The organism is Streptomyces sp. NPDC048504 (genome assembly GCF_043200035.1).
Classification (GTDB): Bacteria; Actinomycetota; Actinomycetes; order Streptomycetales; family Streptomycetaceae; genus Streptomyces.
In genome coordinates this window covers 533,937-556,555 of record NZ_JBICXA010000004.1, presented here as the reverse complement: position 1 = coordinate 556,555, position 22,619 = coordinate 533,937, and the positions used below count along the sequence as shown (strand labels likewise).

Here is a 22,619-nt window from a genome sequence, read left to right as displayed (position 1 = left end):
CGTCGTTCAGACGGTGTCGAGAGCTTGGCCTGATCGAGATCAGGCAGACGTAAAACGTCCCTGTCGTTGTGCTGTCGACCGCGCATAAGCCCTGACCAGGCACCAGGAACAGGCACCAGTAACCTGGGGCGATGCTCAAGGAAGTCATCGCGACCCGCTTCATCACCCCCCTGCGCGAGGGCGGCTCGCTGCCGGGACTCGTCGAGGGCGACGACTTCGGGACGTACGTCATGAAGTTCAGCGGCGCCGGGCAGGGCCGCAAGACACTCGTCGCCGAGGTCGTCGTGGGGGAGCTGGCCCGCAGGCTGGGCTTCCGGGTGCCGCGCCTGGTGACCCTCGACCTCGACCCGGTGCTCGGCCTCGGCGAACCCGACCAGCAGGTCCAGGAGCTGCTCAGGTCCAGCGGCGGCACCAACCTTGGCATGGACTTCCTGTCCGGCGCGCTCGGCTTCGATCCGCTGGCCTTCGCGGTGAGCCCCGAGGAGGCCGGCCGGATCGTCTGGTTCGACGCCCTGGTCAACAACGTCGACCGCTCGTGGCGCAACCCCAACCTGCTGATGTGGCACGGCGACCTGTGGCTCATCGACCACGGCGCCACCATGATCTGGCACCACAACTGGCCCGGCGCCCAGACCTCCGCGGCCCGCCCCTACGACGCCGCCGACCACGCCCTCGCCGGCTTCGCACCGGACGTCGCGACCGCGGCCGTGGACCTGGCACCCAAGGTCACCGAGGAACTCCTCGCCGAGGTCACCGCCGAGATCCCCGACGCCTGGCTGACCGACGAACCCGGCTTCCACACCCCGGACCTCCTCCGTGAGGCGTACGCAGCACCCCTCCTCGCGCGCGTGCCCTTCCTCCATGAGCGCATCAAGGGACTCCAGTGACCGAGCGCCACATCATCCGCCCGAGCGAGGCGAACACCCGGGACGTCTTCGAGTACGCCCTCCTCCGGGTCGTACCGCGCGTCGAGCGCGGCGAGTGCGTCAACGCCGGGGTGCTCGTCTACTGCCGCGCCCAGTCCTACGTCGGCGCCCGCACCCATCTGGACGAAGCGAGGCTGCTCGCTCTCGACCCGGCCGCCGACGTCGCCGGAATCCGGGCTGCCCTGGGGGCCGTGGAAAAAGTGTGCGCGGGGGGCGCGGCCGCCGGGCAGGCGAGGGAGGACGATGCCGGGCGGCGGTTCCGGTGGCTGATCGCGCCGCGGTCCACCGTGGTGCAGCCGGGGCCCGTGCACACCGGTCTCACCGTCGATCCGGCGGCCGAGGCGGAGCGCCTGCTGGACCTGCTGGTGAGGTAATGGATCACACCCGGCCGCGCGCACGTTGACACCGAGTGCCAGGGCTTCTAGCGTCACGTAGGCCGAAGGTACTAAGCGGTCGCTCACCGGCGGGCCGCGAGGGCGAGAGATTCTCAAGGGCGAGGAGAACCAGCAATGTCCACCACTGAGCAGCGGGTCGCGATTGTCACCGGCGGGGCGCGGGGCATCGGCGCCGCCACCGCCGTACGCCTCGCGGCCGAGGGCCGTGCGGTCGCCGTGATCGACCTCGACGAGGCTGCCTGCAAGGACACCGTGGAGAAGATCACCGCGGCCGGCGGCACGGCCCTCGCGGTCGGCGCCGACGTCTCCGACGAGGCACAGGTCGAGGCCGCGGTCACGCGGATCGCCGCGGAGCTGGGCGCGCCGACGATCCTTGTCAACAACGCGGGCGTGCTCCGCGACAACCTGCTCTTCAAGATGAGCGTCGCCGACTGGGACACCGTCCTCGGCGTCCACCTGCGCGGCTCGTTCCTGATGACCAAGGCCGTCCAGAAGCACATGGTCGACGCGGGCTTCGGCCGGATCGTCAACCTCTCCTCGTCCTCCGCCCTCGGCAACCGCGGCCAGGCCAACTACTCCGCCGCCAAGGCCGGTCTGCAGGGCTTCACCAAGACCCTCGCCATCGAGCTGGGCAAGTTCGGCATCACGGCCAACGCCGTCGCCCCCGGCTTCATCGCCACCGACATGACCGCCGCCACCGCCGCCCGCGTCGGCATGGGCTTCGACGACTTCAAGGCCGCGGCCGCCACCCAGATCCCGGTGCAGCGCGTCGGCGAGCCCGACGACATCGCCAACGCCGTCGCCTTCTTCACGAACGAGGCGGCCGGTTTCGTCTCCGGCCAGGTGCTGTACGTCGCCGGCGGACCGCTCAACTAGGGAACACGGAAAATGACTGAACTCCCCGAACTCTCCGGCAAGGTCGCCGTCATCACCGGCGCCAGCCGCGGCATCGGCTACGGCGTCGCCGAGGCGCTGCTCGCCCGCGGCGACCGGGTCTGCATCACCGGCCGCAGCGAGGACGCCCTCAAGGAGGCCGTCGAGGCCCTCGGCGCCGAGCGCGTCATCGGCGTCGCCGGCAAGGCCCACGACGAGGCCCACCAGACCGTCGTCGTCGAGCGCACGATGGAGGCCTTCGGCCGCGTCGACTTCCTGGTCAACAACGCCGGTACGAACCCGGTGTTCGGCCCGATCGCCGACCTCGACCTGAACGTCGCCCGCAAGGTCTTCGAGACCAACGTCATCTCGGCGCTCGGCTTCGCCCAGAAGACCTGGCACGCCTGGCAGAAGGACAACGGCGGCGCCATCGTCAACATCGCCTCCCTCGCCGGCGTCTCCGCCTCGCCGTTCATCGGCGCGTACGGCGTCAGCAAGGCCGCGATGATCAACCTGACGCTCCAGCTGGCGCACGAGTTCGCGCCCGGCGTACGGGTCAACTCGATCGCCCCGGCGGTCGTGAAGACCAAGTTCGCCGCCGCCCTGTACGAGGGCCGCGAGGCGGAGGCCGCCGCCTCCTACCCGCTGGCCCGCCTCGGCGTGCCGTCCGACATCGGCGGCACCGCCGCGTTCCTCACCTCGGACCAGTCCGACTGGATCACCGGCCAGACCCTCGTCGTCGACGGCGGCATCCTCCTCAACGCCGGAGTCGGCTGACCCCACCACCCGGGCGCCGGTTCTTTGCTGTTCCCTGTACGGAACCGGCGCCCGTGTCGAGACATAAAGCGCGCACAGCCGAATGACAACGTCGTCATAAACACGCTGCTCAACAGCCCCGCCCGAACCGCCTTTTCGGGCCGGGGAACTGCGGTACGGTCTGCCGACCCTTGGTACGGCGGATCGAGGAGCGTGCGTGTGTTCAACCGGAACCGAGGCCTGAGGGCGGGCGCGGCGATCGCGTCGATATCCCTGGCGGCCGGATGCGGAGTGTTCTCGGACGGGAATTCCGACGACCGGGGACCCATCGTCGTCGGCACCACCAGCGCCCCCAGCACACTCGACCCGGCCGCCTCCTGGGACGGCTCCTGGGAGCTGTTCCGCAACATCTACCAGACGCTGCTCGCCTACCCGTCCGGCGCGACCACCCCCGAGCCGGACGCGGCCAAGAGCTGTGAATTCACGGACAGTTCGAACACGACGTACCGCTGCGAACTCCGCACGGGCATGAAGTTCGCCGACGGCGACACACTCGACGCCAAGGCCGTCAAGCACTCGATCGACCGGATCCGGCAGATCGACGTGGCGGGCGGACCCGCCGGCCTGCTGGGCAGCCTCGACCGCGTGCAGGTCCTCGGCGACCGCGAGGTCGTCTTCCACCTCAACAAGCCCGACGCCACCTTCCCGTTCGTGCTCGCCACCCCGGCCATGTCGATCGTCGACCCCGACGACTACCCCGCGCACTCGCTGCGCAAGGACGGCAAGGTCTTCGGCTCCGGGCCGTACACACTGAAGTCGTACGACGACGGGAAACAGGCCCAACTCGTCAAGAACGACCGCTACAAGGGCTTCGCCCAACGCGAGAACAGCGCGGTGACGATCCGCTACTTCCAGGACTCCGGCACCATGGTGAAGGCGCTGCGGGACAAACAGATCGACGTCACCTACCGCGGCCTCGCCGCCGACGACATCATCGCCCTCCAGGGCCGCGCCTCCAAGAGCCTGCAACTGGTCGACGGCTCCGGCACCGACATCAACTACCTGGTGTTCAACCCCAAGGACAAGTGGGCCGGGAACCTCGCCGTCCGCAAGGCCGTCGCCCAGCTCGTCGACCGCGGGGCGATCACCCACAAGATCTACCGCGACACCGCGGACCCCCTCTACTCGATGGTCCCGAAGGGCCTCACCGGCCACACCACCGCCTTCTTCGACGACTTCGGAGACCCCAGCGTCCCCAAGGCCCGCAAGCTCCTCACCGACGCGGGCATCCACCAGCCCGTCCCGCTCACCCTCTGGTACACGACCGACCGCTACGGCTCCGAGACCGCCCTCGAATTCAGGGAACTCAAGCGGCAGTTGGACGACTCCGGGCTGTTCTCGATCACCCTGAGGAGCCGCCCCTGGAAGACGTACGTGACGGGCTACCAGAAGGGCGAGTACCCGGTGTTCGGGCGCGGCTGGTCCCCGGACTTCCCCGACGCCGACAACTTCATCGCGCCGTTCGTGGGGAAGCAGAACGCGCTCGGTACGCCCTATCCGTCGACCAGGATCACCGACGTCCTGCTGCCCGAGTCCCGCAAGGAGAGCGACCGGGCCGACGTGGTCAAGGAGTTCGAGGACGCCCAGCAGGTCCTGGTGGACGACGCCCGGCTGCTGCCGCTGTGGCAGGGCCGGCAGTACGTGGCCGCGAGCGAGGACGTCTCCGGCGGGGAGCAGGCCCTCGACCCGTCGACGATCATGATGATGTGGGAGCTGTACCGCAAGACCAGCTGGTGACACGGCTTTCGGCACCCGTTGTCAGTGGCCGCCTGTAGGTTCTGGGCATGGCAGCGACCGCACCGCGCGGTCGCTCCTCATCGCAGTCGCCGCACACGGTAAGGAAGTTGACGTGACCGACATCTCCATGCTCCCCGAGTCCTGGCGCGGGGTCCTGGGCGACGAGCTTCAGCAGCCCTACTTCAAGGAGCTGACCGAGTTCGTCGAGGAGGAGCGGGCGAAGGGTCCGGTCTACCCGCCGCGCGAGGAGGTCTTCGCCGCGCTGGAGGCGACCCCGTACGACCAGGTGAAGGTGCTGGTTCTCGGCCAGGACCCGTACCACGGCGAGGGCCAGGGCCACGGCCTGTGCTTCTCGGTCCGCCCCGGCGTGCGGACCCCGCCCTCCCTGCGGAACATCTACAAGGAGATGAAGGAGGAGCTCGGCCTCCCGATCCCGGACAACGGCTATCTGATGCCGTGGGCCCAGCAGGGCGTCCTGCTCCTCAACGCCGTGCTCACCGTCCGCTCCGGCGAGGCCAACTCCCACAAGGGCAAGGGCTGGGAGAAGTTCACGGACACGGTGATCCGCGCGGTGGCCGACCGCCCCGACCCGGCGGTGTTCGTCCTGTGGGGCAACTACGCGCAGAAGAAGCTCCCCCTGATCGACGAGAAGCGCCACGTGGTGGTCAAGGGCGCGCACCCCTCCCCGCTGTCCGCCAAGAAGTTCTTCGGCTCCCGCCCGTTCACCCAGATCGACGAGGCCGTCGCGCAGCAGGGCCATACCGCGATCGACTGGCACATCCCGAACCTGGGCTGACCTCACGGGGGCCGGTCCGGGGCCGCCTGACGGGGATTGTCAGTGCCTGCGGTTAGCGTCGATGGGGACAGCCAAGGCGGCTGACGAGGTGCGGAGGACGCGGTGGCGGAGCGACAGGAGCAGGCGGCGCCGGACGCTCTGCTGACGCGGATCGGGCAGATCGTCATGCTGCACCACGGCGGCGACCGCGAGGAGGCCAGGGACCGGCTGCTGGGCCTGTGGGCGGAGCTGGGCGAGGACGGCGACCCACTCCACCGCTGCACACTGGCCCACTACCTCGCCGACACCCAGGACGACCCGACCGACGAACTGGCCTGGGATCTCCGGGCGTTGTCGGCGGCGGACGAGCTGACGGACGGTCGGGACGCGGGAGATTCCGGAGACCCCGGAGACGGTGCCGACGTCGGTCAGGAGGAGGCGGTCGCGATCCGCGCCTTCTACCCCTCCCTGCACCTCAACCTCGCCGCCGACTACGTGAAGCTCGACCGCCCGGACGCCGCCCGCACCCACATTCGCCGCGCCCGCAGCGCCTGTGCTGTCCTCGCCGACGACGGTTACGGCAACGGGGTGCGGGCCGCGATCGGGCGGCTGGAGCTGCGGTTGGGTGACGGGGGCGCGGGCGGGGGCGAGACCTGGGGGCCGCCGAGACAGCGGCCGTAGGTCCGGTCGGGAAGGGGGTCCTGGGGTCCTGGTGGTGGCAGTGGCTCCAGAGTCCCGCTCGTCTCAACGGCCGTACGTCTGGCCGCAGATGATCGACTGCGGGCTGTCCGACTGCCAGCCGCCGTACTTCTTGCCCAGGGCGCAGACGTCCTGCGTGTTCTTCGGGACCGACTTGACCACGTCGGGGATGTCCGCGCCCGGCTGCCGGGGGTGGTGCGGCTTCGGGTGCGGATGGGGATGCGGGTGAGGGTGCTGGGGTGAGTGGGGGACCGGTGCCTGGGCCGCGCTCGGGGGCTGGACCGGTGCGCGGTGTGGCGGATGCGTGGCCGGTTTCGGGCGGTGGGACGGGTCGATGAGTTCCAGCGCCTCCCGCGCCGGGGCCTGTACGACCTGCGGCTCCGCGCTGCCGTCCGGGCGCGGTACCGACGCCTGGGTCGGTACGGCCGGGGGAGCGGGGGCCGCCGGCCGCTGGACCGTCACACAGCCGGAGAGGGCCGAGACAGCCACGGTGACCAGGAGCGTTGCGGTGGTCGTCGTTCGATGCACCCGCGCAACTCTGCTGGTTCCGGACCTGATGGGGACAGCGGACGAGCGGATGATGCCCCACACGGGTGATCTCCGCCCCCTTACGGACGGCGCGCGCCCACTCCGGGTGACGTGACGTCAGCCGCCCGTGTCAGTCGCCGGTGTTCCCGTCGATCCGCTCGCGGAGCAGGTCGGCGTGGCCGTTGTGCCGGGCGTACTCCTCGATCATGTGGGTGTGGATCCAGCGCAGGTTGAAGCGCTCGCCGGTGCGCCGGTGCTTGCCGAGGGAGAGATCGTCCAGGCTGAACCGGCCCGCGACCGCGTTCGCCGCCTCGATCTCGGCCTGCCAGGTGGCGTACGCCTCCGCCCAGGTGTCCGCTTCGGTGAGACGGAAGTCGCCGTCCGGGTCCTCGGCGCTGGAGTAGATCGGGTCCATGCCCTCGTCCGCCATGACATTGCGGTACCAGCCCTGCTCCACCTCCGCCATGTGCCGCACCAGGCCCATGAGCGTCAGGTTGGACGGCTCCACCGACGCGGTCCTCAACTGCTCGTCGGTCAGCCCCTCACACTTCCAGGCCAGGGTGTCCCGGTGGTACTTGAGCCAGCCGTCCAGCATGGCGCGTTCGTCGGCGGTGGTCCCGGGTTCACTGCGCTCGATCGTCATGCCCGCATCCTCGCGTGCTCCGACCGCCCGCACCAGCGGTTATTCCCGGCCGTATGCTTCCGAGGAGGTACAGGCGGTACCGCTCGGCGAGCGTTGGGAGACTCCGTGAAAGTCGGCTGCATCGGGCTCGGTGACATCGCGCAGAAGGCGTACCTGCCGGTTCTCGGCGGGCTGCCCGGGGTCGAGCTGCATCTGCAGACCCGCACCCCTGCCACGCTCGCCCGGGTCGCCGACGGCCTCCACGTACCGGAGGGCCGACGCCACACGGACCTCGACGCGCTCCTCGCTCAGGGCCTCGACGCCGCCTTCGTGCACGCGCCCACGATCGTGCACCCCGAGATCGTCACCAGGCTGCTGGAGGCGGGCGTACCGACGTACGTCGACAAGCCGCTCGCCTACGAACTCGCCGACTCCGAGCGGCTGGTGCGGCTCGCGGAGGAGCGGAACGTGTCGCTCGCGGTCGGCTTCAACCGCCGCTACGCCCCCGGGTACGCGCAGTGCGTCGACCACCCGCGCGAGCTGATCCTCATGCAGAAGAACCGGATCGGGCTCCCGGAGAAGCCGCGCGCGATGATTCTGGACGACTTCATCCACATCGTGGACACCCTGCGGTTCCTGGTGCCGGGGCCGGTCGAGGACGTGACAGTGCGCGCCCGTACCGAGGACGGACTGCTGCACCACCTCGTGCTCCAGCTCTCCGGCGACGGCTTCACCGCGCTCGGTGTGATGAACCGGCTCAGCGGCTCGGTGGAGGAGATCCTGGAGGTCTCGGGCCAGGACACCAAGCGTCAGGTCCTCAACCTCGCCGAGGTCGTCGACCACAAGGGCCAGCCGACCGTACGGCGGCGCGGGGACTGGGTCCCGGTGGCCCGGCAGCGCGGCATCGAGCAGGCCGTGCTCACGTTCCTCGACGCCGTACGCTCCGGCAAGGTGCTCAGCGCCCGGGACGCGCTGGCGACTCATGAACTGTGCGAGCGGGTGGTACGAGAGGTCGAGGATCGGTCCGCCGCAGCCTGAACGCCTGCGCGCCCTCCCCGGCGCACATGCCCGCGAGCACCAGCAGGGCCACGCCCACGGGCCAGGCGCCGTAGCGGACGTACGGCGTGATGCCGTGGGCGAGCGGGACGTCGTAGACCTGGGTGGTGCTCTTGTTCGTGCCCAGCCATGATCCGATGCGCTGGCCGCTCGGGCCGTAGACGGCGGAGACGCCGGTCAGGGTGGCGTGGACCACCGGGCGGCCGGTCTCGGCGGCGCGCAGGGCGGCGAGGGTGGCGTGCTGTTCGGGGGCCCAGCTGTTCTGGAACGACGAGGTCGAGGACTGGGCGAGCAGGACGTCCGCGCCGTCCTGGGCGAGGTGGCGGCTCATGTCGGGGAACGCGGTCTCGAAGCAGATCAGCGGGCCGATGCGCAGCCCGTGCCCCACGTTCATCACGACCTGCTCGGTGCCGTGCCGACGGTCCACGCCCGCCGCCTTGCCGACGGAGGTGGCCCAGCCGAGCAGCGAGCGGAACGGGATGTACTCGCCGAACGGGACGAGCCGCATCTTGTCGTAGCGGTCGCCGGTGAGACCCTTCGGGCCGACCAGGATCGAGCTCTTGTAGATGCCGGGCTTGTCGGAGCGCTGGGCGTCCACGTTGACCAGGATGTCGGCGCCGGTCTCCTCGGAGAGGGCGGCGATACGGCGGGCGAGGTCGGGCCGCTTGCCGAGGTCGAAGCCGACGCTGCTCTCGCCCCACGCGATCAAGTCGACGTTCTGACCGGCCAGTTGGCGGGTCAGCTGCTCCTCACGGTCGAAGCGCCGGGTGCCGCTCTCGTCACCGTCGATGATCCCGGGCTGTACGACGGCGATCCGCACGCGGCCGTCGACGTCGGGGCGCGGCGACCACACCCAGGCGGCGGAGGTCGCGGCGGCGGTGGCCAGGAGTCCGGCGACGGCGGGCACCCGGGACTCGCGCACGGCGACGAGGACGGCGACCGCGACGTTGACGGCCACGACCAGGAAGCTCAGCAGCCACACCCCGCCGACGGACGCGAGCCGCAACGCCGGTTCCACCTGCCACTGGGTGGAGCCGAGCAGACCCCAGGGGCCGCCCAACCCCTGCCAGGACCGCACGAGTTCGACCATCAGCCAGCCCGAGGGCAGCACGAGCAGCGCGGCACCGCCCCGCCGGGGCGACGGCACGCCCCCGAGGAAGCGGCGCACCAGCCAGCCCCACGGCGCCCACAGCACGCCCAGCAGTCCCGCGATGACCACGATGAACACACTCAGGCTCGGCACCAGCCAGCTGTGCACGGCCAGCATGAACCCGAGCCCCCCGAACCAGCCGTCGTAGACCGCCCGCCGCCCGGTCGGCGCCGAGCGGGTCAGCAGGATCCAGGGGACGAGAGCGACGTAGGCGAACCACCACAGGGACGGCGCCGGAAACGCGAACACGGGCAGGGCGCCCGAGAGCACGGCGAGCAGGGAACGCCGCCACGGAGAGGCGAGCCAGTCGCCGAAGGTCTTCATACGGCCCCTCCCTACCCGCTGGTCGCTCCAGTGTGCGTGCCGCGGACGATCTCGCACAGAGGACGTACGTCGACCGGGCCGTCCGAGTCTGGCCATCCCAGTCACGCCATCCCGGTCCGGCCGTCTCAGTGGACCACGGCTTCCGGGCGCCGCTCGGGGAGGCGCCGCCACTTCTCCTCCACGACGACCTCGGTCAGCCGCCAGCCGTCGTCCGTCCGCAGCAGCCCGAACGCGTACCGCCCGCCGCACACGAAGTCGGGCGCGGTGGAGGAGCCACCGTTGCTGTCACTGTCGCCGTTCTCATCTTTGGCGAAGCGCATCGGATTGACGTAGTCGGCCTGGACGCGGGCGGTGTCGTCGGTGTGCTGGTCCAGGGCTCCGAAGCGGATCCGCCGGTTCACGATCAGATGCTGCCGCATCGAGAACAGCCGCAGGCTCTCCGCGAGCCACCCGGCGACCTGTTCCCCGGTCCCCTCGATCCCTCCGGCGGACCGGTAGTCGGCGCGCCCGTCCGGGGCGAACAGTTTCCGGTACGCCTCCCAGTCGCCGTCGTCCACCGCCACCGCGTATTCGGTGATCACTTCGTCCACGGCCAGCCGGTCCATCACAATCGCCAGTTCCACACGCTGCGTCATCGGCTCAGTGTTGGCTACGGAGCGTGTCGCGCCAAGAGGGACGCGGATACAAGGTGGGGAACATTCGGTGGTGTTCGACGGTTCTTCGCCGGACTTCGTCATTGTGCGCTCTTGTTGTTCGTCGGTTTCCGTCGCGAGGAGTACTCATGAAACGTCTTGTCACGGTCGTCACCGGGGGCAGCCGCGGGATCGGCGCCGCGACCTGCCGACGGCTCGCGGAGGACGGGCACGACGTGGTCGTGGGTTACCTCCGGGACGCGCAGGCGGCCGAGGAAGTCGCGGAGGGGGTACGGCGGGCAGGGGCCCGTTCGGTGTGCGTGCCCGGGGACACCTCCGTCGAGGCGGACGTGGAGCGGCTCTTCACGGTGGCCGAGAAGCAACTCGGCCCGGTCACAGGGCTGGTGAACAACGCTGGGGTGACCGGTCCGTTCGGCCGCCTCACCGACACCGACCCCGCCGGCCTGCGCCGCGTCGTCGAGGTCAACCTGCTTGGCACACTGCTCTGTTCACGCCGCGCCGCACAGGTGATGACGGCACGGGGAAACGGCGTGATCGTGAACGTCTCGTCCGCCGCCGCGACCCTCGGCAGCCCCGGCGAGTACGTCCACTACGCCGCGACGAAGGCCGCCGTCGACACCCTCACGCTCGGCCTGGCCAAGGAACTGGGCCCCGCCGGCATCCGCGTCAACGCGGTCGCGCCCGGCGTCATCGACACGGAGATCCACGGGCGGTCCGGCGACCCGGACCGCCCCGAGCGCTTGGCCGCGTCGATCCCGCTGCGCCGCGCCGGTCAGCCCGAGGAAGTCGCCGCGGCGATCGCCTGGTTGATGTCACCGGAGGCGTCCTACGCGACGGGGACGGTGGTGCGGGTGTCGGGCGGGCGATGAACGCTATGCCGCGGCCCGCAGCCGCTCGAACGCCGTCGGTCTGGGCCTGCCGGGCAGGAAGTCCCTGATACGGCGGGCGCATTCGGCCGCGTCCCATCGGCCGGTGTCGCACTCGATGTCGTAGACGCCGTGCGCGTGGACCTGGGTGACCTGGAGCGAGGCGAGCCCCGCCGGCCGGTCGGCGCGGTCGCGCTCGCGGCGCTCCAACTCCTCCGGCGGACAGTGCACGCCGACGAGCACCACGTCCTCGGGGACGAACAGCGAGAGGCAGTCCCGCAGTCGCCACTCGGCACTCAACACATGGTCCATGACGACGTTGTTGCCGGCGGCGGCCATCCCGGCGACGGCGCGGTGGTAGCCCCGCCAGGTGCGGTGCAGCATGGTGTCGCGCTGATCGGGTGCGACCGGCACCGGTGCGCGCATCGCGTGGAACGTGTCGACCGGCATGTGGAAGTACGGCTCGTCCAGGATCGGCAGCAGCTCGGCGGCGATGCTCGACTTGCCCGAACTGGACGTGCCGTTGAGGAAGATGACGAGTCCCTGGCGCGGCGGCACGCTGCTGAGATGCTCCACTCAGGCCGCCGCGATGACCTCGTCCCGTATCGCCGCGGCCCACTCGACCACCAACAGCTCGTATTCCTCCCGCTCTTGGGTCGAGAGCGAGCCGCCCGCACGCAGCCAAAGTGCCCGGATCTGCTCGTTCACCTCGGAAGCAGACCGCACGGAACCAGGGGCCACGAAATCGGGGGACATGCGAACAGCCTAGGGGCAAGGACTGACACTGCGCTACCAGACGGCTACTCAGGCCGTATGTGGTTGGTCACGGGCGGGGGAGAGGAGCGCCCGGCGCGGCCCGGACACTCAGTCGACCCAGGTGACGACACACTCGGTGTGACGTGCGGCGGTTCGGTGGAACTCCCGCAGGGCGGTGCGGTGTTCGGTCAGATGTTCCCGTACGTCGATGTCGAACCCGGCGCCGAATCCACAGACGGCGGCCGCGACTTCGGCGGACGCCGACAAGTCGGCGAGCGGGTCGCCGAGTTGGAGGCGGTCCAGGGTGCCGGTGAGCTGCCGGGGTGGATCGCGGCCCGGTCGAGGTACCCGGGCGTCAAACAGGCGAACTGCTGCGGCGGCGCCATGAGTTGGCTCAGCCCGCCGACTCCGCCGCGTGCGGGCTCAGTGCGCCCGCCGTCACCAGCGCGATGATGACGATGCCGAGGGCGACGCGGTAGTAGACGAACGGCATGAAGCTCTTGTGGGAGATGAACTTCATGAACCAGGCGATGACCGCGTATCCGACGACGAAGGCGATCACCGTCGCGAACATCGTCGGCCCCCACGCGACATGCCCTTCCTCCGCCGCGTCCTTCAACTCGAAGGCGCCCGAGGCGAGTACGGCGGGCATGGCGAGGAGGAAGGAGTAACGGGCCGCCGCCTCGCGGGTGTAGCCCATGAAGAGGCCGCCGCTGATGGTCGCGCCCGAGCGGGAGACGCCGGGTACGAGGGCCATCGCCTGGCAGAGGCCGTAGAGCAGGCCGTCCTTGGTGTTGAGGTCCAGCAGGGTCTTGCGCTGCTTGGGGGACCGGTGCCGGCCGCCGTTCTCGTCGCGGGCCGCGAGGCGGTCGGCGATGCCGATGACGATGCCCATCACGATCAGCATCGTGGCGGTGACGCGCAGATCGCGGAACGGGCCCTCGATCTGGTCCTTGAGGGTCACGCCGAGCACGCCGATCGGTATGGAGCCCACGATCACCAGCCAGCCCATCTGGGCGTCGTGGTCGCGGCGCATCTCCTTGTTGGTGAGCGACCGGAACCACGCGGCGAGAATCCGCCCGACATCCTGGCGGAAATAGATCAGCACCGCCGCCTCCGTGCCGAGCTGGGTGATCGCCGTGAAGGCCGCGCCCGGGTCCTTCCAGCCCGAGAAGGCCGCCGTCAGCCGCAGATGCGCGCTGGAGGAGACGGGGAGGAACTCGGTCAGCCCCTGGACGAGTCCGAGGATGAGGGATTCAAACCAAGACATGGAGATACGGCGTCCAAGTGCTGATCGAGGAGGGGCAAAGGACACACCAAAACGCCGCGCGCGGTGAACGAGTGTGTGTGAGGGGCAGCGTAGCGTCCCGGTGTGACAGGCCCGACACAGGGGTTTCACGGCGGTTGTGCGACTCCGGGCACAGAGGTTTCAGGGCCGTTGCGCGACTCCGCACACAGAGGTTTCACGAGTGGTCCGGCGGCTCCGGGTTCGCGGTGTTGACCAGCTGCGGGGGCGGCGCATACGTTGCAGCGGAGGAAAGCGCTTGCTGCACGCGCTCGCTGTCCCCGGAGGAGTGCTGATCACGACCATGTCCACACAAGCCACCAACCCCGGGGCATTCGAGCCCTTGCCACCGCTCACCGGCCGACGCGTCCGGGCCGCCGTGGTCGGCGCCGGTGCCATCGGCCGCGGTTCCCACTTCCCCGCGCTGGCTCGGCTCGCCGAGGAGGGCGAGACCGACGTCGTCGCGGCCGTTGACATCGATGCCACGTCGGTCGAGTCCTTCTGCGCCGAGGCCGGGATCCCGCACGCCTACACCGATCTGGAGCAGATGCTCCGGGAACAGCGGCCCGACCTCGTCACCATCTGCACCCCGCCCACCCTGCACCGCGCGCAGACGATCGCCGCACTGCGGTCCGGCGCCTGGGTCTGGTGCGAGAAGCCGCCGGTGCCGACCCTGGCCGACTTCGACGCCGTGGAGGACGAGGAAGGACCGGCAAAGGGCCGGGAGAAAGAGGGACAGCCCGGGGGACCGTACGCCTCGATCGTCTTCCAGCACCGCTTCGGGTCGGGCTCCCGGCATGTGCGCCGACTGCTGGCCGAGCAGGCCATGGGGCGGCCGCTCGTGGCGCACTGCCAGACCACCTGGTACCGCGACACCGCTTACTACGCCGTGCCCTGGCGCGGACGCTGGGAGACCGAGGGCGGCGGACCCGCCATGGGACACGGCATCCACCAGATGGACCTCCTGCTCGATCTGCTCGGGCCGTGGAGCGAGGTGAAGGCCATGGCCGGACGGCTGGTCCACGACGTGGAGACCGAGGACGTCTCGACCGCGCTGGTGCGCTTCGAGAACGGCGCCATGGCCACCGTCGTGAACAGCGTGCTGAGCCCCGACGAGGTCAGCCGTATCCGCATCGACTGCGAGCGCGCCACCGTCGAACTCACCCACCTCTACGGGCACAGCAACGACAACTGGCGCATCACGCCCGCCCCGGACGTGTCGGGCGAGGAGGCCGCGGCCTGGCAGGACTTCGGGCCGGACGTGCCGAGTTCGCACCTGGAGCAGCTGCGTGAACTCGTCGTGAGCATGCGGGCCGGCGAACGGCCGCGCAGCAGCGGCACGGACGGGCGCACCAGCCTCGAACTGATCACCGCGCTCTACAAGTCGGCGTTCACGGACACGACCGTACGGGCCGGCGAGATCGGCCCCGGAGACCCCTATTACACGGCGCTGCACGGCGGCGCCCCCGGCTGGGCGCCCGTGGCGCGCGAGGAGGTGTCGGCGTGACCGGCCTGCGTATCGTCCATGCCCACGGGGACCGCATCACGGTGACCGAACCGGTCACCGGCGTCGAGTTGTTCAGCTATGTGTACCGGCCCGAGGCCGCCTGGGAGGCGCCGAAGCCGTACCTGCACCCGATCCGGACGCTGGCCGGTGACGTGGTCACGGACTACCGGCCCAACGACCACCGCTGGCACAAGGGCCTGCAGTTCACCGCCTCGCATCTGTCGGGCCAGAACCTGTGGGGCGGCAACACATACGTTCACGGCGAGGGGTATCTCCAACTCCCAGAGCGGGTCGGGTCGATGGCCCATGTCGCCTTCGACGAGATCGACATCCACACCGACTCGGGCGGCGAGCGTCTCGTCATCGCCGAACGGCTGACCTGGCACCCGTACAGCGGTGAACTCTGGGCCGACGAGCAGCGCCGGATCGAGGTGCACGATGTGGACACGGACGGGGAGTCGCGTTCGTGGGCGCTGACCTGGACGAGCGCCGTGACCAACCGCCGTGACGAGCCCCTGCGGTTCGGCAGCCCGACCACCCACGGGCGCGAGGCGGCCGGCTACACGGGCCTCTTCTGGCGCGGCCCGCGCGCCTTCCGTGACGGCCGGATCATCGGCCCCGAGGGCGAGGGCCCCGAGCTGATGGGCTCCCAGGGTCCCTGGCTCGCCGTCTCCGGCGAGCACGACGGCACCGACGGCCACGCGACCATCGTCTTCGCGCACGCCCCCGAGAACGACGAGTCCGGCGCCCAGGGCACTCACCCCGCCCACTGGTTCGTCCGCAACGAGCCGTTCGCGGGCATCGCCCCCTCCTTCGCCTTCTACGACGAGCTGGAACTCGCCCCCGGCGACACCCTCACCCGGCGCTACCGGGTCGTCGTGGCCGACGGCGCGTGGGAGCGGGAGGAGATCGCCAAGTACCTGGAGGCGCACCCGTGGTGAGTTCTGGGATCGCTGAGGGCTTCTCCGGGCTACCGGGAGGGGTCGCCGTCTCGCATCTGTCGGTCTACGACTGGCCGGCCATGGACGGTGTGTGCGGGGGAACTCCCCATATGCACCTGACCTGTTCTGAGGGGTACGTCGTCACCGGCGGGCGCGGTGCGGTGCAGACCCTCACAATGTCCGGCACGACTCCCGGGTACGAGGTCACGCCGCTGGAGACCGGAACGGTCGCCTGGTTCACGCCGGGTACCATCCACCGGCTCGTCAACGAGGACGACCTGCGCATCACCGTCCTCATGCAGAACAGCGGCCTGCCCGAAGCGGGGGACGCGGTACTCACGCTGCCCCCGCAGTACCTCACCGACCCGGAGACGTACGCCTCCGTCACCGTGATCCCGGCCGACGCGCCCGAGGCGGAGCAGGAACGGGTCGCCCGGGCTCGGCGCGACCTCGCCCTGGAGGGCTACCGGGCGCTGCGCGACGCCGAGGGACCGGAAGCGCTGGCCGCGTTCCACCGGGCCGCCGCCGCGCTGGTACGACCCCGGCTCGCGGAGTGGCGCGAGCGCTGGGAGCGGGGGGCGCGTGCCGCCGCTACGGCTACGGGGGAGCAGCTCGACCGGCTCGAACAGGGTGACTTCTCGCACCTCGCCGGTGCCGCCGTACGGGCCGAACAGCCGTCCGCGTACGGAAAGTTCGGGATGTGCGGGCGGTTGGACGTCTACGACGTCCACAAGGGGGCGTAGGCCCCGCAGATTTCAGGCCGCCGTCGGGCCCGTCACCGTCCAGCCGGGTGTCTGCGGGTGGGCCGTCAGGTCCTCGTGGTGCACAGCGGCGCCGCAGGCGGTGCAGGTGACGGCGGGGACCAGTTCGTTGCCGCAGATGTGCTCGACCACCATGGGGCGGTCGAGCACGTCCTTGCGAAGATGGCGGTCGCCCCACGCCATGAGGGTCATCAGGACCGGCTCCAGTTCGAGCCCCGCCTCCGTGGGCCGGTACTCGAAGCGCTGCGGGTGCTCGCTGTAGGTCCGCCGGGTCAGGATCCCGGCGTCGACGAGGCGGCGCAGCCGAGCGGCCAGGACATCGCGCGGGGCACCGATGTTGCGGACCAGCTGGTCGAAACGGCGATTGCCGAGGCACACCTCCCGCAGGACGAGGAGGGAGTACTTCTCGCCGACGAGTGCGAGGGCGTCGGCGATCGAGCAGGGGCGCGGGTCTTTGGGGGCGGGCTTGTCTTTGCGGGTGGGCATGGCGTCCAGTCTAGGGCCGACCCAAGGGTGGGTTTGTTTTTCCAACTGACGGGGCTATGGTGAGTTTGGATTTCCTACTCACTGGTAGTGCTTGCTGGAAAATAAATAACGGAGGCCCGTCCCATGCGTGACGCAGTGATCGTCGAAGCCGTACGCACGCCCGTAGGCAAGGGCAAGTCGAACGGCACACTCGCCCAGGTCCACCCCGTCGAACTCCTCTCGCACACTCTGCGCAGCCTCGTCGAGCGCACCGGGGTCGCCCCAGCCCTCATTGACGATGTCATCGGCGGCACGGTCACCCAGGTCGGTGAGCAGGCCGTCAACATCACCCGGCAGGCCGTGCTGTCGGCGGGCTTCCCGGAGTCGGTGCCCGCGACCACGGTGGACCGCCAGTGCGGCTCGTCCCAGCAGGCCGTGCACTTCGCGGCGCAGGGCGTGATCTCCGGGGCGTACGACATGGTCGTGGCCTGCGGAGTGGAGTCCATGGGGCGGGTGCCGATGGGGTCGAGCGTGCTGCCCGGCACCGACCCCTTCGGCCCCGGCGTCGCGGGGCGCTACCCGGAGGGCCTCGTCCCGCAGGGCATCAGCGCCGAACTCATCGCCGCCAAGTGGTCGATGACACGCGACCAGTTGGACGCCTTCGCGGTCTCCTCGCACCTCAAGGCGGCCGCCGCCTGGGACGCGGGCCTCTTCGACGCCCAGGTGGCACCCCTGGCGGGTGCCTCGCGCGACGAGTGCGTACGGCCCGGCAGCACCACCGAGGTTCTCTCCGGCCTCAAGCCCGCCTTCTACGACGCGACGTACGCCGAGCGCTTCCCGCAGATCGAGTGGAACATCACCGCCGGCAACTCCAGCCCCATCAACGACGGGGCCTCCGCCGTGCTCATCACGTCGAGCGAGACCGCGGCCCGGCTCGGGCTGCGCCCGCTCGCCCGGCTGCACAGCTTCGCCGTGACAGGCTCCGACCCGCTGCTCATGCTCACCGGCGTCATCCCGGCCACCGAGAAGGTGCTGCGCCGGGCGTCGCTCACCCTCGACGACATCGACCTGTTCGAGGTCAACGAGGCGTTTTCCAGTGTCGTTTTGGCCTGGCAGCAGGAGACCGGCGCGGATCTCGCCAAGGTCAACGTGCACGGCGGGGCCATCGCGATCGGGCATCCGCTCGGGGCGAGTGGCACGCGGCTGACGACCACGCTGGTGCACGCGCTGCGGGACCGGGGCGCGCGTTACGGGCTGCAGACGATGTGCGAGGCGGGCGGCCTCGCCAACGCGATGATCATCGAGGCTGTCTGAAGCCGCCGGCGCGTCAGTCGCCCCGCAGGTGGTGGCGCTTGCGCCAGGCCACCACCGCGCCGCCCAGAGCGGGCAGGGCGATGCAGGCCATCGCGATCAGGAAGGCCGGCGACGTGGGGCTGGAGGCACGGGCGCCCGCGACGACGTAGGCGGCGGTGTTCGGGATCGAGCCGAGTGCCGTCGCGAGCAGGAACGGCGTCCAGCGCATGCGGGAGACGGCTGCGCAGTAGTTCACGCCCCAGAACGGCAGGCCCGGGAAGAGCCGCGCCGCCATCATCGAACGGAAGCCGTGCCGGCTGAGCTGGCCGTCGGCTGCCTTCAGCCAGCGGCCCCGCAGCAGCGGGCGCAGGGCGTCCTGGCCCAGCACGCGGCCCAGGCCGAAGGAGATCCCGGCGCCGAGCACCGTGCCCGCCAGTGCCGCGCCGGTGCCCAGCTGGGAGCCGAACAGCGCGCCCGCACCGAGGTTCAGCAGGGGGCGCGGTACGAACGCCACGCTGCACAGGCCGTACGCGGCCGCGAACACCAACGCGGCCATGGCGCCGCTGAGTTGGGGCGGCCAGCCGTCGGAGAGCAGGCGCTGCGGGTGGAAGAGCAGGACGGTCGCCGCCGCACCGGCGAGCAGCACGAGGAGCAGCGACAGCCGCGACCACGGCGAGAGCAGGGCTCTCGTGCAGCGCACGGCGAAGCCGGTCGCGACGACGGGCGGCAGCGGCGCTACGGCCATGGCCGCGGGGACGGTCACGACGGCGGCGAGTGCCGTGCCGGTGATCGGGGCAGGGGCCTGGGGAGTGGCCGTGGCGGTGCCCCCGGAGCGGGTGCCCCCAGAGTCGGTGGCGGCATCGGCGAGCATGTCGGCGACACTAACCGACCTGTGTATGTGATCGCCGTATGGTTCGTCCCATGAGCGTCACAGGTGCGGGCACCGTGCGGGTGCCGGGCAGCGTTCTCGCGGACACCGTGCTGGAGCGGCTCACGACCACGTACGCCGCCGCGGCCGACCCGGAGCGGGCCGTGCCCATGCGGGCGTACATGAAGGACATCGCGCCCTTCCTGGGCCTCACCACACCCGTACGCAGGGCGTTGTCCCGTACGGTCCTGGAGGGCACGCCCCGCCCCGACGAGGCCGACTGCACCGCGATCGCCCTGCGCTGCTGGGAGTTGCCGGAGCGCGAGTACCAGTACTTCGCGGTGGACTACCTGCGCCGCCATGTGAGGCACTGCACGTCCGGCTTCCTGCCGGTCGCCCGCCACCTCGTCTCGACGGTGCCCTGGTGGGACACCGTCGACGCACTCGCCTCCCACGTAGTGGGAGGCCTGGTGGCCGCCGATCCGAAGCTGGTCACCGACATGGACGCGTGGATCGTCGACGAGGACCTGTGGGTCGTCCGTACGGCCCTCCTCCACCAACTGCGTTACAAGGAGCGCACCGACGCCGAGCGCCTCTTCGCGTACTGCCTGCGTCAGTCCGGGCACCCGGAGTTCTTCATCCGCAAGGCGATCGGCTGGTGCCTGCGCGAGTACGCCAAGACGGGCCCGGAGGCGGTACGGGGCTTCCTGGCCCGGGAGAAAGGGCGGTTCGCGCCGCTGTCGGTGCGCGAGGCCCTGAAGAACATCGGCGCCTGACGTCCCACGTGCTGATAAATCGTTCGACGCCGGGCAAAGCGTCGGCAATGATCGGAGCCATGTTCCGGTACGCCTTCCACCACGCAGCATCCGCGGTCGCGGATGCTCCGAAGGCTGCCGTTCCCGTGCTCGATCCCGTTCTCCTCGCCGCAGTCGACGGCGCCCGAAGCTGACCCTCTCCGGATCGTCCGGCGGACCCCGCAGGGGGAGGGTCGGCGAGTCCTCGGGGTCCCGTTTTCACCACTGGGCTTTTCACCTCTGGAGAGGCTTCGAGGTACCGCCATGTCCAAAACGGCATACGTCCGCACGAAACCGCATCTGAACATCGGCACGATGGGCCATGTCGACCATGGCAAGACCACCCTGACCGCCGCCATCACCAAGGTCCTCGCCGCGCGCGGCGCGTCCACCTTCGTACCGTTCGACCGGATCGACCGGGCGCCGGAGGAGGCCGCGCGCGGCATCACCATCAACATCGCGCACGTCGAGTACGAGACCGACACCCGGCACTACGCGCACGTGGACATGCCGGGCCACGCCGACTACGTCAAGAACATGGTCACCGGGGCCGCGCAGCTCGACGGGGCGATCCTCGTCGTCTCCGCGCTCGACGGGATCATGCCGCAGACCGCCGAACACGTGCTGCTCGCCCGCCAGGTGGGCGTCGACCACATCGTGGTCGCGCTCAACAAGGCCGACGCGGGCGACGACGAGCTCACCGACCTGGTCGAGCTGGAGGTCCGCGAACTGCTCACCGCGAACGGCTACGGCGGCGACTCCGTGCCCGTCGTACGGGTGTCCGGCCTCAAGGCCCTTGAGGGGGACCCCCGTTGGGAGGCGTCGATCGACGCGCTGCTCGACGCCGTGGACACCTATGTGCCCATGCCCGAGCGGTATCTGGACGCGCCGTTCCTGTTGCCGGTCGAGAACGTGCTCACGATCACCGGGCGCGGGACGGTCGTCACGGGTGCGATCGAGCGCGGCACGGTCCGGGTGGGCGACCGGATCGAAGTGCTCGGCGCCGCCGTCGACACGGTGGTCACCGGCCTGGAGACCTTCGGCAAGCCCATGGCGGAGGCGCAGGCCGGCGACAGCGTGGCGCTGCTGCTGCGCGGTGTCCCACGCGACGCGGTCCGTCGCGGGCACATCGTCGCGGCGCCCGGCAGCGTCGTACCCAGCCGCCGTTTCTCGGCGCAGGTGTACGTCCTGTCGGCCCGCGAGGGCGGCCGCACGACCGCCGTGTCGACCGGCTACCGGCCGCAGTTCTACATCCGCACCGCGGACGTGGTCGGCGACATCGACCTCGGCGAGACGGCGGTCGCCCGCCCCGGCGACACCGTCACGATGTCGGTCGAACTCGGCCGTGAGGTCCCGCTGGAGCCGGGGCTCGGCTTCGCGATCCGCGAGGGCGGGCGGACGGTGGGGGCCGGGACGGTGACGAAGGTGGGCTGAGCGAGGTCGGTTGAGCGGGGTGGGTGCCCGTCCCTTCGGGGGCGGGCACCCACGTGTGTTCTCGGACGAGCGGTCCTCCGCGTCCCAGGCCAGGGGCTCGTAACCGTGATTGTCAGTGGCGTGCGCAAGACTTGATCGCGGCGGCAGTCGAGGCGAGGCGTGGGGAAGGTGGGATCACCGTGGCGGGCAAGGCACTTGTGCTGGGTGGCGGGGGCAGCAGTGGGATCGGCTGGATGGCAGGCGTGCTGTACGGGCTGGGCGAGGCCGGCGTCGATCTCTCCGACGCCGATGTCGTGATCGGTACGTCGGCGGGGTCGACCGTCGGGGCCCAGCTGCGGGCCGGCACGCTCAAGGAGGTCTACGAGCGTCAACTCGCCGCCCCCGAGGGCGAGATCCCCGGCCGACTCGGTATCGGGCTGTTGCTCCGCTACGCCTGGGCGACGATGACCTCGCGCACTCCGGAGGCCTACGGGCGGAAGATCGGCCGTATGGCACTCGCGGCGAGAACGCCCAGCGCGGCGGCGCGGCGCGCGGCGATCGAGACCCGGCTCGTCTCACCGGAGTGGCCTGAGCGCGCGTTGCGCATCACGGCGGTCGACACGGTGACCGGTGAACTCCGGGTCTTCGACAAGGACAGCGGGCTGCCCCTGGGCGACGCCGTGGCCGCCAGCTGTGCCGTCCCCGGGGTATGGCCCCCGGTCACCATCGAGGACCGCCGCTGGATCGACGGCGGCATCCACTCGGCGGCCAACGCGCAACTCGCCGAGGGGTACGACCAGGTCGTCGTCCTCGCGCCGATGACGCTCGGGAGTGGCCCCCTGGTGTCTCCGGCCGCCCAGACCCGGCGGCTTGTGGAGCGGGGTGCGCGTGCGGTCGTAGTGTCGCCGTCCCCGGAAGCGAAGCAGGCGTTCGGCCGTAATCCGCTCGACCCTTCCGTACGGGCGGCTGCGGCGCGGGCGGGGCGGGAGCAGGCGGCGGCGCTTGCGGGGGAGGTGGGGGAGGTCTGGGGGACTGGCGGGGCGGATGAGTGATCGGCTTGCTGGTCGTTCGCTTGCTGAGGGACGGGTCGACCGGGTGGGGCGCCGAGTTGGTGGG

At 70.5% G+C, this 22,619-nt stretch carries 26 protein-coding genes; 16 read left to right on the top strand and 10 right to left on the bottom strand.

Annotation, left to right across the window (positions count from 1 at the left end; genetic code table 11):
• The first annotated feature begins 131 nt into the window (after nt 1–131).
• From ACGFY9_RS13345 to ACGFY9_RS13315, 7 genes are all read left to right on the top strand, one after another.
• On the top strand, nt 132–887 hold the full coding sequence (locus tag ACGFY9_RS13345) for a HipA family kinase (RefSeq protein ID WP_393753833.1): 756 nt from the start codon (nt 132–134) through the stop codon (nt 885–887).
• The gene (locus ACGFY9_RS13340; protein WP_393753832.1) at nt 884–1,300 is read left to right on the top strand and encodes a DUF3037 domain-containing protein; all 417 of its coding nucleotides are present in this window, start codon (nt 884–886) and stop codon (nt 1,298–1,300) included. Before ACGFY9_RS13345 ends, ACGFY9_RS13340 begins: the two co-directional genes overlap by 4 nt.
• A gap of 135 nt (nt 1,301–1,435) precedes the next feature.
• Nucleotides 1,436–2,197: a 3-oxoacyl-ACP reductase FabG gene (gene fabG, locus ACGFY9_RS13335; RefSeq protein ID WP_393753831.1), complete on the top strand. Its 762-nt coding sequence runs from the start codon at nt 1,436–1,438 to the stop codon at nt 2,195–2,197.
• 12 nt (nt 2,198–2,209) lie between these two features.
• Entirely contained in the window at nt 2,210–2,971 is a 762-nt protein-coding gene (locus ACGFY9_RS13330; protein WP_019059412.1) for an SDR family oxidoreductase, read from the top strand.
• Between the two features lie 198 nt (nt 2,972–3,169).
• On the top strand, nt 3,170–4,747 hold the full coding sequence (locus tag ACGFY9_RS13325; RefSeq protein ID WP_393753830.1) for an ABC transporter substrate-binding protein: 1,578 nt from the start codon (nt 3,170–3,172) through the stop codon (nt 4,745–4,747).
• 112 nt (nt 4,748–4,859) lie between these two features.
• The gene (gene ung / locus ACGFY9_RS13320) at nt 4,860–5,543 is read left to right on the top strand and encodes a uracil-DNA glycosylase (protein ID WP_393753829.1); all 684 of its coding nucleotides are present in this window, start codon (nt 4,860–4,862) and stop codon (nt 5,541–5,543) included.
• A 102-nt stretch (nt 5,544–5,645) separates the two neighbouring features.
• Nucleotides 5,646–6,203 carry a hypothetical protein gene (locus ACGFY9_RS13315; protein WP_393753828.1) on the top strand — a complete coding sequence of 186 codons (558 nt, stop codon included), beginning with the start codon at nt 5,646–5,648 and terminating at the stop codon, nt 6,201–6,203.
• Between the two features lie 63 nt (nt 6,204–6,266).
• Here ACGFY9_RS13315 and ACGFY9_RS13310 read toward each other — a convergent pair whose 3' ends face one another.
• Both ACGFY9_RS13310 and ACGFY9_RS13305 read right to left on the bottom strand, forming a co-directional pair.
• The gene (locus ACGFY9_RS13310) at nt 6,267–6,749 is read right to left on the bottom strand and encodes a hypothetical protein (RefSeq protein ID WP_393753827.1); all 483 of its coding nucleotides are present in this window, start codon (nt 6,747–6,749) and stop codon (nt 6,267–6,269) included.
• 130 nt (nt 6,750–6,879) lie between these two features.
• Nucleotides 6,880–7,392 (bottom strand): DinB family protein, encoded by a 513-nt coding sequence (locus ACGFY9_RS13305; protein WP_393753826.1) that lies wholly within the window; start codon nt 7,390–7,392, stop codon nt 6,880–6,882.
• Nucleotides 7,393–7,497: 105 nt separating this feature from the next.
• On the opposite strand from ACGFY9_RS13305, the gene ACGFY9_RS13300 reads away from it, so the two are divergent.
• Complete coding sequence (locus tag ACGFY9_RS13300) at nt 7,498–8,409, top strand: Gfo/Idh/MocA family protein (RefSeq protein WP_393753825.1); 912 nt, start codon at nt 7,498–7,500, stop codon at nt 8,407–8,409.
• Here ACGFY9_RS13300 and lnt read toward each other — a convergent pair.
• Together lnt and ACGFY9_RS13290 are read right to left on the bottom strand one after the other, a co-directional pair.
• A complete protein-coding gene (gene lnt, locus ACGFY9_RS13295; protein ID WP_393753824.1) occupies nt 8,327–9,901 on the bottom strand; it encodes an apolipoprotein N-acyltransferase in 1,575 nt (524 codons plus the stop codon). The two genes, ACGFY9_RS13300 and lnt, sit on opposite strands and share 83 nt — an antisense overlap.
• Nucleotides 9,902–10,026: 125 nt before the next feature.
• Nucleotides 10,027–10,536, bottom strand: a complete 510-nt coding sequence (locus ACGFY9_RS13290; protein ID WP_393753823.1) for a nuclear transport factor 2 family protein — start codon at nt 10,534–10,536, stop codon at nt 10,027–10,029.
• A 146-nt stretch (nt 10,537–10,682) separates the two neighbouring features.
• Here ACGFY9_RS13290 and ACGFY9_RS13285 point away from each other — a divergent pair, with 146 nt between their 5' ends.
• Nucleotides 10,683–11,423, top strand: a complete 741-nt coding sequence (locus ACGFY9_RS13285) for an SDR family NAD(P)-dependent oxidoreductase (protein ID WP_393753822.1) — start codon at nt 10,683–10,685, stop codon at nt 11,421–11,423.
• A gap of 3 nt (nt 11,424–11,426) precedes the next feature.
• On the opposite strand, the gene ACGFY9_RS13280 is transcribed toward ACGFY9_RS13285, so the two are convergent.
• The 4 genes from ACGFY9_RS13280 to ACGFY9_RS13265 all read right to left on the bottom strand — a co-directional run bounded on the left by ACGFY9_RS13280 (nt 11,427) and on the right by ACGFY9_RS13265 (nt 13,446).
• Nucleotides 11,427–11,996, bottom strand: coding sequence for a chloramphenicol phosphotransferase CPT family protein (locus tag ACGFY9_RS13280; RefSeq protein WP_393753821.1), 570 nt, complete (start codon nt 11,994–11,996; stop codon nt 11,427–11,429).
• A complete protein-coding gene (locus ACGFY9_RS13275) occupies nt 11,997–12,176 on the bottom strand; it encodes a hypothetical protein (RefSeq protein WP_318015009.1) in 180 nt (59 codons plus the stop codon).
• A gap of 108 nt (nt 12,177–12,284) precedes the next feature.
• Complete coding sequence (locus ACGFY9_RS13270; RefSeq protein ID WP_393753820.1) at nt 12,285–12,443, bottom strand: hypothetical protein; 159 nt, start codon at nt 12,441–12,443, stop codon at nt 12,285–12,287.
• Between the two features lie 127 nt (nt 12,444–12,570).
• Nucleotides 12,571–13,446, bottom strand: a complete 876-nt coding sequence (locus ACGFY9_RS13265; RefSeq protein ID WP_393753819.1) for an undecaprenyl-diphosphate phosphatase — start codon at nt 13,444–13,446, stop codon at nt 12,571–12,573.
• Nucleotides 13,447–13,765: 319 nt separating this feature from the next.
• Between ACGFY9_RS13265 and ACGFY9_RS13260 the strand changes: the two genes are divergently transcribed.
• From ACGFY9_RS13260 to ACGFY9_RS13250, 3 genes are all read left to right on the top strand, one after another.
• Nucleotides 13,766–14,968, top strand: coding sequence for a Gfo/Idh/MocA family protein (locus ACGFY9_RS13260; protein WP_393753818.1), 1,203 nt, complete (start codon nt 13,766–13,768; stop codon nt 14,966–14,968).
• Nucleotides 14,965–15,909 carry a PmoA family protein gene (locus tag ACGFY9_RS13255; RefSeq protein ID WP_393753817.1) on the top strand — a complete coding sequence of 315 codons (945 nt, stop codon included), beginning with the start codon at nt 14,965–14,967 and terminating at the stop codon, nt 15,907–15,909. Before ACGFY9_RS13260 ends, ACGFY9_RS13255 begins: the two co-directional genes overlap by 4 nt.
• Before the next feature lie 80 nt (nt 15,910–15,989).
• A complete protein-coding gene (locus ACGFY9_RS13250; RefSeq protein WP_393753894.1) occupies nt 15,990–16,652 on the top strand; it encodes a cupin domain-containing protein in 663 nt (220 codons plus the stop codon).
• Between the two features lie 12 nt (nt 16,653–16,664).
• Here ACGFY9_RS13250 and ACGFY9_RS13245 read toward each other — a convergent pair whose 3' ends face one another.
• Nucleotides 16,665–17,156, bottom strand: coding sequence for a winged helix-turn-helix transcriptional regulator (locus tag ACGFY9_RS13245; RefSeq protein ID WP_393753816.1), 492 nt, complete (start codon nt 17,154–17,156; stop codon nt 16,665–16,667).
• A 123-nt stretch (nt 17,157–17,279) separates the two neighbouring features.
• Between ACGFY9_RS13245 and ACGFY9_RS13240 the strand changes: the two genes are divergently transcribed.
• On the top strand, nt 17,280–18,449 hold the full coding sequence (locus ACGFY9_RS13240; RefSeq protein WP_393753815.1) for a thiolase family protein: 1,170 nt from the start codon (nt 17,280–17,282) through the stop codon (nt 18,447–18,449).
• 13 nt (nt 18,450–18,462) lie between these two features.
• Here the strand turns inward: ACGFY9_RS13240 and ACGFY9_RS13235 are convergent, their stop codons facing one another.
• On the bottom strand, nt 18,463–19,299 hold the full coding sequence (locus tag ACGFY9_RS13235) for a TVP38/TMEM64 family protein (RefSeq protein ID WP_393753814.1): 837 nt from the start codon (nt 19,297–19,299) through the stop codon (nt 18,463–18,465).
• Nucleotides 19,300–19,349: 50 nt separating this feature from the next.
• On the opposite strand from ACGFY9_RS13235, the gene ACGFY9_RS13230 reads away from it, so the two are divergent.
• The 3 genes from ACGFY9_RS13230 to ACGFY9_RS13220 all read left to right on the top strand — a co-directional run bounded on the left by ACGFY9_RS13230 (nt 19,350) and on the right by ACGFY9_RS13220 (nt 22,555).
• Nucleotides 19,350–20,072, top strand: a complete 723-nt coding sequence (locus ACGFY9_RS13230; RefSeq protein WP_393753813.1) for a DNA alkylation repair protein — start codon at nt 19,350–19,352, stop codon at nt 20,070–20,072.
• Nucleotides 20,073–20,354: 282 nt separating this feature from the next.
• Nucleotides 20,355–21,524, top strand: a complete 1,170-nt coding sequence (gene tuf / locus ACGFY9_RS13225; protein ID WP_393753812.1) for an elongation factor Tu — start codon at nt 20,355–20,357, stop codon at nt 21,522–21,524.
• A gap of 179 nt (nt 21,525–21,703) precedes the next feature.
• Nucleotides 21,704–22,555: a patatin-like phospholipase family protein gene (locus tag ACGFY9_RS13220; RefSeq protein WP_393753811.1), complete on the top strand. Its 852-nt coding sequence runs from the start codon at nt 21,704–21,706 to the stop codon at nt 22,553–22,555.
• The last annotated feature ends 64 nt before the right edge of the window (nt 22,556–22,619 follow it).